Annotated in this window: 13 protein-coding genes and 1 tRNA gene; all 14 read left to right on the top strand. The window is 64.0% G+C overall.

Features of this window, described 5'->3' with window-relative positions:
- The first annotated feature begins 23 nt into the window (after window positions 1-23).
- The 14 genes from secG to nuoL all read left to right on the top strand — a co-directional run bounded on the left by secG (window position 24) and on the right by nuoL (window position 12,840).
- Window positions 24-398, top strand: a complete 375-nt coding sequence (gene secG, locus AC3WQZ_RS16950; RefSeq protein WP_010809132.1) for a preprotein translocase subunit SecG — start codon at window positions 24-26, stop codon at window positions 396-398.
- A gap of 187 nt (window positions 399-585) precedes the next feature.
- Window positions 586-670: transfer RNA gene (locus AC3WQZ_RS16945), tRNA-Leu, on the top strand.
- A 166-nt stretch (window positions 671-836) separates the two neighbouring features.
- Complete coding sequence (locus tag AC3WQZ_RS16940) at window positions 837-1,196, top strand: NADH-quinone oxidoreductase subunit A (protein ID WP_010809131.1); 360 nt, start codon at window positions 837-839, stop codon at window positions 1,194-1,196.
- A gap of 6 nt (window positions 1,197-1,202) precedes the next feature.
- Window positions 1,203-1,685, top strand: a complete 483-nt coding sequence (locus tag AC3WQZ_RS16935; protein WP_008643342.1) for a NuoB/complex I 20 kDa subunit family protein — start codon at window positions 1,203-1,205, stop codon at window positions 1,683-1,685.
- A gap of 1 nt (window position 1,686) precedes the next feature.
- Window positions 1,687-2,283, top strand: a complete 597-nt coding sequence (locus AC3WQZ_RS16930) for an NADH-quinone oxidoreductase subunit C (RefSeq protein ID WP_010809130.1) — start codon at window positions 1,687-1,689, stop codon at window positions 2,281-2,283.
- A gap of 9 nt (window positions 2,284-2,292) precedes the next feature.
- Entirely contained in the window at window positions 2,293-3,546 is a 1,254-nt protein-coding gene (locus tag AC3WQZ_RS16925; protein WP_010809129.1) for an NADH-quinone oxidoreductase subunit D, read from the top strand.
- Window positions 3,547-3,732: 186 nt separating this feature from the next.
- On the top strand, window positions 3,733-4,230 hold the full coding sequence (gene nuoE, locus AC3WQZ_RS16920; RefSeq protein WP_010809128.1) for an NADH-quinone oxidoreductase subunit NuoE: 498 nt from the start codon (window positions 3,733-3,735) through the stop codon (window positions 4,228-4,230).
- 1 nt (window position 4,231) lies between these two features.
- On the top strand, window positions 4,232-5,527 hold the full coding sequence (gene nuoF, locus AC3WQZ_RS16915; RefSeq protein WP_010809127.1) for an NADH-quinone oxidoreductase subunit NuoF: 1,296 nt from the start codon (window positions 4,232-4,234) through the stop codon (window positions 5,525-5,527).
- A 12-nt stretch (window positions 5,528-5,539) separates the two neighbouring features.
- A complete protein-coding gene (nuoG, locus tag AC3WQZ_RS16910) occupies window positions 5,540-7,906 on the top strand; it encodes an NADH-quinone oxidoreductase subunit NuoG (protein WP_492300908.1) in 2,367 nt (788 codons plus the stop codon).
- 21 nt (window positions 7,907-7,927) lie between these two features.
- Window positions 7,928-8,992 carry an NADH-quinone oxidoreductase subunit NuoH gene (nuoH, locus tag AC3WQZ_RS16905; RefSeq protein WP_010809125.1) on the top strand — a complete coding sequence of 355 codons (1,065 nt, stop codon included), beginning with the start codon at window positions 7,928-7,930 and terminating at the stop codon, window positions 8,990-8,992.
- 58 nt (window positions 8,993-9,050) lie between these two features.
- Window positions 9,051-9,542 (top strand): NADH-quinone oxidoreductase subunit NuoI, encoded by a 492-nt coding sequence (gene nuoI, locus AC3WQZ_RS16900; protein WP_010809124.1) that lies wholly within the window; start codon window positions 9,051-9,053, stop codon window positions 9,540-9,542.
- Window positions 9,543-9,726: 184 nt separating this feature from the next.
- The gene (locus AC3WQZ_RS16895) at window positions 9,727-10,371 is read left to right on the top strand and encodes an NADH-quinone oxidoreductase subunit J (protein ID WP_010809123.1); all 645 of its coding nucleotides are present in this window, start codon (window positions 9,727-9,729) and stop codon (window positions 10,369-10,371) included.
- 17 nt (window positions 10,372-10,388) lie between these two features.
- Window positions 10,389-10,694 (top strand): NADH-quinone oxidoreductase subunit NuoK, encoded by a 306-nt coding sequence (nuoK, locus tag AC3WQZ_RS16890; protein WP_010809122.1) that lies wholly within the window; start codon window positions 10,389-10,391, stop codon window positions 10,692-10,694.
- Between the two features lie 58 nt (window positions 10,695-10,752).
- Entirely contained in the window at window positions 10,753-12,840 is a 2,088-nt protein-coding gene (gene nuoL, locus AC3WQZ_RS16885; RefSeq protein WP_011614858.1) for an NADH-quinone oxidoreductase subunit L, read from the top strand.
- The last annotated feature ends 7 nt before the right edge of the window (window positions 12,841-12,847 follow it).

The raw sequence follows: 12,847 nt of genomic DNA, 5'->3' as shown, positions 1-12,847 counted from the left end.
CCAGTAAGGCTTATCTAAATCAAATGGCAATCTTCAAGACTTTGTTGGTGGTGCTGCAGGTGTTGTCGGCGCTGGGCGTGATTGGCCTGGTGCTGATCCAGCATGGCAAGGGCGCCGATGTCGGCGCGGCATTCGGTTCGGGTGCCTCGGGCAGCCTGTTCGGTGCCACCGGCTCGGCAAACTTCCTGTCGCGCACCACCGCCGTGCTGGCCACGCTGTTCTTCGTCTGCACGCTGGCGCTGACGCTGCTGGGCAACTACAAGCCGGCTGCATCGCTGGGCGTGATGGGCGCGGCGCCGGCTTCGGCGCCCGCAGTGGCAGGTGCTTCGGCTCCCGCTGCAGCCCCGGCAGCGGCCGCTGATGCATCAGCGCCGGCAGCTCCCGCTGTACCGAAATAATCCGTAAGCCTTGCGGCGGATTCCTGAGTTTTTTTGCAGTTGTGCGTTGAACAAAGCAAGAAATCTGGGTTAGAATGCAAGGCTTGAAACGATTCCCCAGCGATGGGTTCCGAGCAAAGACGAAAGCCTCTGCAACGGACCTGAAGGGCCTGAAAACCCGGCGCCAGGCAATATTGTTTCTCCCCCAGCCGACGTGGTGAAATTGGTAGACACGCTATCTTGAGGGGGTAGTGGCGAAAGCTGTGCGAGTTCGAGTCTCGCCGTCGGCACCAAACAACTTGATCGGAGTCCCTGGCCGGGCAATGCACCCGAGCGTGGGGCTCCGGCAGTCCGCAAGGCGGCGCGCCATGAGGCTCATGGCTTAGCGCCTGGGGTGGGCAACAGGACGCCGCTTCAGCTGGTGCTGTTGACAACATTCCAGATAAGGCTGGCCGTACCTTGAATCTCGAAGCCTACTTCCCCGTTCTCATCTTCATCATCTTCGGTGTCGTGCTTGGCGTGGCGCTGATGTCGATCGGTCGGATCCTCGGTCCGAACAAGCCCGATCCCGCGAAGCTGTCGCCGTACGAGTGCGGCTTCGAAGCGTTCGAGGACGCGCGCATGAAGTTCGATGTGCGCTACTACCTCATCGCCATCCTGTTTATCCTGTTCGACCTCGAAACCGCCTTCCTGTTTCCGTGGGGTGTCGCCCTGAGGGATATCGGCTGGCCGGGTTTCATCGCCATGGGCGTGTTTCTGCTGGAATTCATCGTGGGCTTCGTCTACATCTGGAAAAAGGGCGCGCTCGATTGGGAGTGATGTGAAATGGCAATCGAAGGCGTTCTCAACGAAGGCTTTGTCACGACTACCGCTGACAAGCTGATCAACTGGACCCGCACCGGGTCGCTGTGGCCGATGACTTTCGGCCTGGCCTGCTGTGCCGTGGAAATGATGCATGCCGGCGCCGCGCGCTACGACATGGACCGCTTCGGCGTGATTTTCCGCCCGTCGCCGCGCCAGTCGGACGTGATGATCGTGGCCGGCACGCTGTGCAACAAGATGGCCCCCGCGCTGCGCAAGGTCTACGACCAGATGGCAGAACCGCGCTGGGTGATCTCGATGGGCTCGTGCGCCAATGGCGGCGGTTACTACCACTACTCGTACTCGGTGGTGCGTGGCTGCGACCGCATCGTGCCGGTGGATATCTACGTGCCGGGCTGCCCGCCGACGGCCGAGGCGCTGATCTACGGCGTGATCCAGCTGCAGAACAAGATCAAGCGCACCAACACCATCGCGCGCAAGGGCTGAAATGGCGAAGCTTGACATCCTGAAGGCCGCGCTCGAGAAAGCTCTCGGCAAGCGCGTGCAGAACCTGATCGAGGCGACCGGCGAACTGACGCTGATCGTCAAGGCCGACGACTACCTCGAAGTTGCCCGCATCCTGCGCGACGATCCGTCGCTGCGCTTCGAGCAGCTGATCGACCTGTGCGGCGTGGACTATTCCGAGTACGGCGACGGTGCCTGGGACGGCCTGCGCTTTGCCGCGGTTTCGCAGCTGCTGTCGATCACCCACAACTGGCGCCTGCGCGTGCGCGTGTTCGCCCCGGACGATGATTTCCCGGTGCTGCCGTCGCTGATCGACGTGTGGAACGGCGTCAACTGGTTCGAGCGTGAAGCCTTCGATTTCTACGGCATCGTGTTCGACGGCCATCCGGACCTGCGCCGCATCCTGACCGACTACGGTTTCGTCGGCCATCCGTTCCGCAAGGATTTCCCGGTCTCGGGCTTCGTCGAGATGCGCTACGACCCGGAGCAGAAGCGGGTCATCTACCAGCCGGTCACGATCGAGCCGCGCGAAATCACCCCGCGCGTGATCCGCGAGGACAACTACGGCGGCTTGCACTGATAACGCGCCATGGCAGACATCAAGAACTACACCCTGAACTTCGGCCCGCAACACCCGGCTGCGCACGGCGTGCTGCGCCTGGTGCTGGAGCTGGACGGCGAAGTCATCCAGCGCGCCGACCCCCATATCGGCCTGCTGCACCGTGCCACCGAGAAGCTGGCCGAGCAGAAGACCTGGATCCAGAGCGTGCCGTACATGGACCGACTCGACTATGTGTCGATGATGGTCAACGAGCACGCCTACGTGATGGCGATCGAGCGCCTGCTGGGCCTGGAAGTGCCGGTGCGCGCGCAGTACATCCGCGTGATGTTCGACGAGATCACCCGCCTGCTGAACCACCTGATGTGGATCGGCTCGCACGCGCTGGACGTGGGCGCGATGGCGGTGTTTCTGTACGCCTTCCGCGAGCGCGAGGACATGTTCGACATGTACGAGGCGGTGTCGGGCGCGCGCATGCACGCGGCCTACTACCGTCCGGGCGGCGTCTACCGCGACCTGCCTGACACGATGCCGCAATATCGTGCCTCCAAGGTACACAACGAGCGCGCCATCAAGGCCATGAACGAGGCGCGTTCGGGCTCGCTGCTGGACTTCATCGAGGACTTCACCAACCGGTTCCCGAAGTACGTCGACGAATACGAGACGCTGCTGACCGACAACCGGATCTGGAAGCAGCGCCTGGTGGATATCGGCGTGGTCAGCCCGGAACGTGCGCTGCAGATGGGCTTTACCGGCCCGATGCTGCGTGGCTCCGGCATCGAGTGGGACCTGCGCAAGAAGCAGCCGTACGAGGTGTACGACAAGCTGGACTTCGACGTGCCGGTGGGCGTGGGCGGCGACTGCTACGCGCGCTACCTGGTGCGCGTGGAAGAGATGCGCCAGTCCAACCGCATCATCAGGCAGTGCGTGGAATGGCTGCGCCGCAACCCGGGTCCGGTGATCACCGACAACCACAAGGTGGCGCCGCCCTCGCGCGTGGACATGAAGTCCAACATGGAAGAACTGATCCACCACTTCAAGCTGTTCACCGAAGGCATGCACGTGCCGGAAGGCGAAGCGTATGCAGCGGTGGAGCATCCGAAGGGCGAATTTGGCATCTACGCGATCTCGGACGGGGCCAACAAGCCGTACCGCCTGAAGATCCGTGCACCTGGTTTCCCTCACCTGGCCGCGCTCGACGAAATGGCCAAGGGACACATGATTGCTGACGCGGTAACGATCATCGGCACGCAAGACATCGTCTTCGGCGAGATCGACCGCTAATCACGGACCGCCGGCCCGGACGACGATCCGGGCGCTTTCCGCGGCGCTCCCCAGGGGGAGCGGGCGGAAGACCCGCGGCGGACCGGTACGGCCTCAGGCCTGCCGGCGGAACGGGCAGCGACGGCTGCAAACCTGCGGAAGGGAACGCCCGGTGGCGCTGCCTGACGCCGTTTTACTGCAATGACCATGCTATCAGCAGAAGCTCTCAAGGAAATCGATCGCGCGATCGCGAAGTATCCGGCCGACCAGAAGCAGTCGGCCGTGATGGCGGCGCTTGCCGTGGCGCAGGGCGAGGTGGGCTGGGTTTCCCCCGAAGTCATGCAGTTCGTCGCCAGCTATCTCGAGATGCCGCCCGTGTGGGTGGAAGAGGTGGCGACCTTCTACAACATGTATGACACCAAGCCGGTGGGCAAATTCAAGCTCGCCGTCTGCACCAACCTGCCGTGCGCCCTGTCGGGCGGCGAGCGGGCCGGCGAGTACCTGAAGCGCAAGCTCGGGATCGACTACAACGAGACCACCGCTGACGGCTGCTTCACCCTGAAAGAGGGCGAGTGCATGGGCGCTTGCGGCGACGCGCCGGTGATGATCGTCAACAACACCCGCATGTGCAGCTTCATGAGCGACGACAAGCTCGACGCGCTCGTCGACGAGCTGAAAGCCGAAGCTGCCAAGGGGGGCAAGTAACATGACCAGTCTGCACGACCGCCATATCCAGCCGCTGATCCTGGCCGGCCTGGACGGCAAGAATTGGCACCTGGAAGACTACGTCAAGCGTGGCGGCTACCAGCAACTGAAGCGCATTCTGACCGAGAAGATCCCGCCCGAGCAGGTGATCGCCGACGTCAAGGCCTCGGGCCTGCGGGGCCGCGGCGGTGCGGGCTTCCCGACCGGCCTGAAGTGGAGCTTCATGCCGCGCACGTTCCCGGGGCAGAAATACCTGGTCTGCAACACCGATGAAGGCGAGCCCGGCACGTTCAAGGACCGCGACATCATCCGCTACAACCCGCACTCGCTGATCGAAGGCATGGCCATCGGCGCATATGCGATGGGCATCACCGTGGGCTACAACTACATCCACGGCGAGATCTGGAACGAGTACAAGATCTTCGAGGAAGCGCTCGAAGAGGCGCGCGCTGCCGGCTTTCTGGGCGACAACATCCTGGGTTCGGGCTTCGATTTCCAGCTGCACGCGCACCACGGCTACGGCGCCTATATCTGCGGCGAGGAAACCGCGCTGCTCGAATCGCTGGAAGGCAAGAAGGGCCAGCCGCGTTTCAAGCCGCCTTTCCCGGCCAGCTTTGGCCTGTACGGCAAGCCGACCACCATCAACAACACGGAAACGTTTGCCGCGGTGCCGTTCCTGCTGGCCGTCGGCCCCGAGAACTACCTGAAGCTGGGCAAGCCGAACAACGGCGGCACCAAGATCTTCTCGATCTCGGGTGACGTCGAACGTCCCGGCAATTACGAGATCCCGCTGGGAACGCCGTTCGCCAAGCTGCTGGAGCTCGCCGGCGGCATGCGCGGCGGCAAGCGCATCAAGGCGGTGATCCCGGGCGGTTCGTCCGCGCCGGTGGTGCCGGGCGACCTGATGATGGCGTCCGACATGGACTACGACTCGATCGCCAAGGCCGGCTCGATGCTGGGCTCGGGCGCTGTGATCGTGATGGACGAGACGCGCTGCATGGTCCGCTCGCTGCTGCGCCTGTCGTACTTCTATTTTGAGGAATCGTGCGGCCAGTGCACGCCGTGCCGTGAAGGCACCGGCTGGCTCTACCGCATGGTCAATCGCATCGAACACGGAGAGGGGCGCCAGGAAGACCTGGACCTGCTCAACAACGTCGCGGAAAACATCATGGGCCGCACCATCTGCGCGCTCGGCGATGCCGCGGCGATGCCGGTCCGCGGCATGCTCAAGCACTACTGGAAAGAGTTCGAATATCACGTCGAACACAAGCAGTGCATGGTTCCGGCCTACATCTAAGCGTGGCAGAACATGGTTGAACTAGAGATCGACGGCAAGAAGGTTGAGGTTGCTGAAGGCAGCCTGGTGATGGAAGCAGCCCGCAAGCTGGGCACCTACATCCCGCACTTCTGCTACCACCGCAAACTGTCCATCGCGGCCAACTGCCGCATGTGCCTGGTCGAGGTCGAAAAGGCCCCGAAGGCGCTGCCTGCCTGCGCCACGCCGGTGACCCCCGGCATGAAGGTCTTCACCAATTCGGAGAAGGCGGTCAAGGCGCAGAAGTCCGTGATGGAATTCCTGCTGATCAACCACCCGCTCGACTGCCCGATCTGCGATCAGGGCGGCGAATGCCAGCTGCAGGACCTGGCCGTGGGCTACGGTGCCTCGGAGTCGCGCTACAAGGAAGAGAAGCGCGTGGTGTTCCACAAGAACGTGGGCCCGCTGATCTCCATGGAGGAGATGACCCGCTGCATCCACTGCACCCGCTGCGTGCGCTTCGGCCAGGAAGTGGCCGGCGTGATGGAGCTGGGCATGCTGGGCCGCGGCGAGCATTCGGAAATCACCACCTTCGTCGGCAAGACCGTCGACTCGGAACTGTCGGGCAACATGATCGACCTGTGCCCGGTCGGCGCGCTGACCAGCAAGCCGTTCCGCTACTCGGCCCGCACCTGGGAACTGGCACGCCGCAAGTCGGTGTCGCCGCACGACGGCCTGGGCGCTAACCTGGTGGTGCAGACCAAGAACCAGCGCGTGATGCGCGTGCTGCCGCTGGAAAACGAAGACATCAACGAGTGCTGGATCTCCGACAAGGACCGCTTCTCGTATGAAGGCCTGAACAGCGCCGACCGCCTGACCCGCCCGCTGCTGAAGCAGGGCGGCGAATGGATGGAAACCGACTGGCAGACCGCGCTCGAATATGTGGCCAACGGCCTCGCCAGCATCAAGCGCGATCATGGCGCCGACCAGATCGCCGCGCTGGCCAGCCCGCACAGCACGCTGGAAGAGCTGTTCCTGCTGGGCAAGCTGATGCGCGGCCTGGGCAGCGACAATGTCGACTTCCGCCTGCGCCAGACCGATTTCTCGGCGGCACTGAAGGGCGCGCCGTGGCTGGGCATGCCGGTGGCCGACGTGACCACCCTGCAACGCGTGCTGGTGATCGGCTCGTCGCTGCGCAAGGATCATCCGCTGCTGGCCTCGCGCCTGCGCCAGGCCACCAAGAAGGGTGCCCGCGTGGCGGTGCTGGGTGCCGGCGGTGAAGACCTGCTGATGCCGCTGGCCGCCCGCATCGACGTGGCGCCGTCCGGCTGGACCGCGGCGCTCGCCGGCGTGGCCCGTGCCGTGGCTGCCGCCAAGGGCGTCGCTGCCCCGGCCGGCACTGAAGGTTTCGACGGTGGCGAAGCCGCTGGCAAGGTGGCGGAAGCGCTGCTGTCGGGCGAGCGCCGTGCGGTGTTCCTCGGCAACGAGGCCGTGCGCCATCCGCAGTTCTCGGCGCTGCACGCGCTGGCACAGTGGATCGCCACCGAAACCGGTGCGACGCTGGGCTTCCTGATCGAAGCCGCCAATACCGTCGGCGGCTATGTCGCCGGCGCGCTGCCCAGGCAGGGCGGCGCCAATGCGCAGGCGATGCTGGACACGCCGCGCAAGGCCTACATCCTGCTGAACACCGAACCCGAGTTCGACGCCGCCGACCCGCGCAAGGCGCTGGCCGCGCTGGCCCAGGCCGGCACGGTGGTGGTGCTGTCGCCGTTCCGTTCGGAAGCGGCCATGCAGTACGCCGACGTGATCCTGCCGGTGACGCCGTTCACGGAAACCGCCGGCACCTTCGTCAACTGCGAAGGCAAGCCGCAGAGCTTCAACGGCGTGGTGCGCGCGCTGGGCGAATCGCGTCCGGGCTGGAAGGTGCTGCGCGTGCTGGGCAACCTGCTGGACGTGGCCGGCTTCGACTACGAAACCGCCGAATCGGTGCGTGCCGAAGTGCTGTCGGCCCCGGTCGATGCGCAGCTGGACAACGCCACCGACGCGCCGATCCGCGTGGCCGCCGCTGCCGCCAACGGCATCGAACGCATTGCCGATGTGCCGATCTACCACGCCGATCCGATCGTGCGCCGCGCCGAGTCGCTGCAGCTGAGCGCTGCCGCGCGCCGCGCCATGCAGATCGCGCTGCCGGCCGACCTGTTCGCCAGCCTTGGCATCCAGTCCGGCGATCCGGTGCGGGTCACGCAAGGGCAGGGCAGCGTGGTGCTGCCGGCCGTGCTCGAAGCCACGCTCCCGGCCAACACCGTGCGCGTGCCGGCGGCGACGCCGGCGGCCATGAGCCTGGGCGCGATGTACGGCACGGTCACCGTAGAGAAGGCCATTGACCTGGCGCCGGCCACCGGCACCGTGGCCACGGCGTAAGAACAAGAGCGAGAACAAGACATGATTGACTGGATTACCTCGCAAGGACAGGGCCTGCTGGGTGCCTACTGGACGCCGCTGTGGATCCTGATTCGCGCCGTGATCATCGTGGTGCCGCTGCTGCTGTGCGTGGCTTACCTGATCCTGTGGGAGCGCAAGCTGATCGGCTGGATGCACGTCCGTATCGGCCCGAACCGCGTGGGTCCGCTGGGCCTGCTGCAGCCGATTGCCGACGTGCTGAAGCTGCTGCTCAAGGAAGTCATGATGCCCACGCAGGTCAGCCGGGGCATGTACCTGATTGCCCCGCTGATGGTGCTGATGCCCGCCGTGGCGGTCTGGGCCGTGATTCCGTTCCAGGCTGAAGTGGTGCTGGCGGATGTGAACGCCGGTCTGCTGTACGTGATGGCGATCAGCTCGGTGGGCGTGTACGGCGTGATCCTGGCAGGCTGGGCCTCGAACTCCAAGTACGCCTTCATCGGCGCCATGCGTGCCGCGGCCCAGATGGTGTCGTATGAAATCGCCATGGGCTTTGCGCTGGTGACGGTGCTGATGGTTGCCGGCAGCCTGAACCTGTCGGCCATCGTCAACGGCCAGAACACCGGCTACTTTGCCGACATGGGCATCAACATCCTGTCGTGGAACTGGCTGCCGCTGCTGCCGATGTTCGGCGTCTACTTCATCTCGGGCGTGGCCGAAACCAACCGCCACCCGTTCGACGTGGTGGAAGGCGAGTCGGAAATCGTGGCCGGCCACATGATCGAGTATTCGGGCATGGGCTTCGCGCTGTTCTTCCTGGCCGAGTACATCAACATGATCATCATCTCGACGATGACCGCGCTGATGTTCCTGGGCGGCTGGGCGCCCCCGATCGACAGCGTGCTGACCAACGCGATCCCGGGCTTCTTCTGGCTGGTGATCAAGGTATTCCTGCTGCTGTCCGTCTTCATCTGGATCCGTGCCTCGTTCCCGCGCTACCGCTATGACCAGATCATGCGCCTGGGCTGGAAGGTGTTCATCCCCCTGACGGTGGCGTGGCTGATCATCGTGGCGATCTGGATCAAGTCGCCCTGGAACATCTGGCACTGAACGGCCAAACGACGGTGCGCGCCGGGGCGCGCGCCGTGTGGAAATACTAGGAAGCATCATGCTGCTCGCCATCAAGGACTTCTTCAACAGCCTGCTCCTGAAGGAACTCTTCAAGGGCATGGCCCTGACCGGCCGCTATCTCTTCGCGCGCAAGATCACCGTCCAGTTCCCGGAAGAGAAAACGCCGATCTCGCCGCGCTTCCGTGGTCTGCACGCGCTGCGCCGCTACCCCAACGGGGAAGAGCGCTGCATCGCCTGCAAGCTGTGCGAGGCGGTGTGCCCGGCGCTGGCCATCACGATCGAGTCCGACGCGCGCGCCGACGGCACGCGCCGCACGACCCGCTATGACATCGACCTGACCAAGTGCATCTTCTGCGGTTTCTGCGAAGAGGCCTGCCCGGTCGACGCCATCGTGGAAACGCAGATCCTGGAGTACCACGGCGAGAAGCGCGGCGACCTGTACTTCACCAAGGACATGCTGCTGGCAGTGGGCGACCGCTACGAGCCGCAGATCGCCGCAGCGAAGGCTGCCGACGCAAAGTATCGCTAAGCCGAAGCAGCGACAGAAGTAACGACCGGTTCGCGGCTGCCGCAAGCAGCAGACCTGGCAGCCGCCGCCACCGAATTGAATGCGGTCCCTGCAATGCAAGGGACCAATGCAAGGATGCCGCAGGAGCGGGCCACCCGAGGGGGTGGCTTGTGCCGGACGGCCCAGAGAGGATCCGATAGGGACCATGGAACTCACGACCACCATCTTCTACGTCTTTGCGCTGGTGCTGGTGCTCTCCGCACTGAAAGTCATCACTGCGAAGAACCCGGTGCATTCCGCACTGTTCCTCGTGCTGTCGTTCTTCACGGCGGCGGCGATCTGGATGCTGCTCAAGGCGGAATTCCTCGCCATCCTGCTGGTGCTGGTCTATGTCGGCGCGGTGATGGTGCTGTTCCTGTTCGTGGTGATGATGATCGACATCGACATCGAGCACCTGCGGCGGGACTTCTGGACCTACGTGCCGATGGCCTCGGTGGTGGGCGCGCTGATCATCGCCGAGATGGCGATCGTGCTGGTGCGCAACTTTATCGGCACCACCACGCCGGTGGCCACCAACGGTTCGCAGGACCCGGGCTACTCGAACACCGCCGCGCTCGGCAAGCTGATCTACACCGACTATATCTACGCCTTCGAAGTGGCCGGCATCATCCTGCTGGTGGCGATCATCGCCGCCGTGGCGCTGACCCTGCGCCGCCGCAAGGACGTCAAGGCCCAGGACGTGTCGGCGCAGCTGCGCACCCGCCGCGACGAGCGCGTGCGCCTGGTGCCGATGCAGTCCGAAGGCCAGACCCAGCAGACGGAAGCCGCGGCTGCCGCCAATAAGAACTAAAGCCCGGAGAAATCGCTGTGCTCTCTCTCGCTCATTTCCTCGTGCTCGGTGCGATCCTGTTTGCGATCAGCATCGTCGGCATCTTCCTGAACCGCAAGAACGTGATCGTGCTGCTGATGGCGATCGAACTGATGCTGCTTGCGGTGAACATCAACTTCGTCGCCTTCTCGCATTACCTGGGCGACCTGGCTGGTCAGGTTTTCGTTTTCTTCATCCTCACGGTGGCCGCCGCCGAGTCGGCAATCGGTCTCGCCATCCTGGTTGTGCTGTTCCGCAACCTGGATACGATCAACGTGGACGACATGGACACCCTCAAGGGCTGATCCGTGGCGCACTACGCAGATACCCAAGACTCACCGACCGCACACCACTAAGCGTCCTATGGCAACCACGCTCAACCCCAACCTGCTGCTTGCGATCCCGCTGGCGCCGCTAGTCGGCTCCGCGATCGCCGGCCTGTTCGGTACCAAGTTCTTTGACCTGTTTTCCTCGGAGTCGCGCGGCGGCCGGATGGTGGCCCACACCTCGACGATTCTGGGCGTGGCCATTGCCTGCGTGCTGTCGGTGATGGTGCTGCTCGACGTCATGAACGGCGCCGGCTACAACGGCACCGTCTATGAGTGGATGGCCATCGGCAGCCTGAAGATGGAGGTCGGCTTCCTGGTCGACTCGCTGACCGCGATGATGATGGTGGTGGTTACCTTTGTCTCGCTGATGGTGCACATCTACACCGTCGGCTACATGGACGGGGACCCCGGCTACAACCGCTTCTTCGCCTACATCTCGCTGTTCACCTTCTCGATGCTGATGCTGGTGATGAGCAACAACTTCCTGCAGCTGTTCTTCGGCTGGGAAGCGGTGGGCCTGGTGTCGTACCTGCTGATCGGCTTCTGGTACACCCGCCCGACGGCGATCTTCGCCAACCTGAAGGCGTTCCTGGTCAACCGCGTCGGCGACTTCGGCTTTATCCTGGGCATCGGCCTGCTGCTGGCCTATGCCGGCAGCATGAACTACACCGAAGTATTCGCCGCGCGCGACCAGCTGGCGACCGTGATCTTCCCGGGCACCGACTGGCTCATGATCACCGTGGCCTGCATCTGCCTGTTCATCGGCGCGATGGGCAAGTCGGCGCAGTTCCCGCTGCACGTCTGGCTGCCTGACTCGATGGAAGGCCCGACCCCGATCTCGGCGCTGATCCACGCGGCAACGATGGTGACCGCCGGCATCTTCATGGTGGCACGCATGTCGCCGCTGTTCGAGCTGTCGGATACGGCGCTGTCCTTCGTGCTGGTGATCGGTGCCATCACGGCGCTGTTCATGGGCTTCCTGGGCATCATCCAGAATGACATCAAGCGCGTGGTCGCTTACTCGACCCTGTCGCAGCTGGGCTACATGACCGTGGCGCTGGGCGCTTCGGCATACTCGGTGGCCGTGTTCCACCTGATGACGCACGCGTTCTTCAAGGCACTGCTGTTCCTGGGCGCGGGCTCGGTCATCATCGGCATGCACCACGACCAGGACATCCGCAACATGGGCGGCCTGCGCAAGTACATGCCGCTCACCTGGATCACCTCGCTGGTGGGTTCGCTGGCGCTGATTGGCACGCCGTTCTTCGCGGGCTTCTACTCCAAGGACTCGATCATCGAGGCCGTGGCCGAGTCGCATATCGCCGGTTCGGGCTTTGCCTACTTCGCCGTGCTGGCGGGCGTGTTCGTCACCGCGTTCTACTCGTTCCGCATGTACTTCCTGGTCTTCCATGGCAAGGAGCGCTGGGGCCAGAACCATGCCCACCAGCATCATGAAGGCGACCATGAGGACGAAGAGGTCTCGCACGACCACCACCATGGCCTGGCCGCCGGCGAGAAGCCGCACGAGTCGCCGTGGGTGGTGACGCTGCCGCTGGTGCTGCTGGCGATCCCGTCGGTGATCGTCGGTGCGATCGCGATCGAGCCGATGCTGTTCGGCAACTTCTTCAAGAACGGCATCGCGTTCAAGGATGTGATCTTCGTCGGCGAGAACCACCACGCCATGGCCGAGCTCAAGGAAGCGTTCCACGGCTGGGTGGCAATGGCGATCCACTCGCTGACCACGCCCGTGCTGTGGCTGGCCGTCGCCGGTGTGGTGCTGTCCTGGTTCTTCTATATGAAGCGCCCGGATATCCCTGAAGCCATCGCGAACCGCTTCTCGGGTCTCTACAAGCTGCTGGACAACAAGTACTACATGGACGCCATCAACCAGGCCGTGTTCGCCCGCGGCGCACGCCTGCTCGGTACCGGCCTGTGGAAGGGCGGCGACCAGAGCCTGATCGACGGCCTGTTCGTCAACGGCGCGGCGCGCCTGGTGGCTTCGTTTGCTTCGGCAAGCCGCTACCTGCAGTCGGGCTATATCTACCACTACGCGTTCGCGATGATCGTCGGCATGCTGGTGCTGCTGACGCTGACGGTCACGGGCGTGATCGGCACCAAGTGATAGGCAC

The organism is Cupriavidus sp. FW305-26 (genome assembly GCF_058787975.1).
Note: the sequence above shows the minus strand (reverse complement) of the source record. Positions and strands in the feature narration are given on the sequence as shown.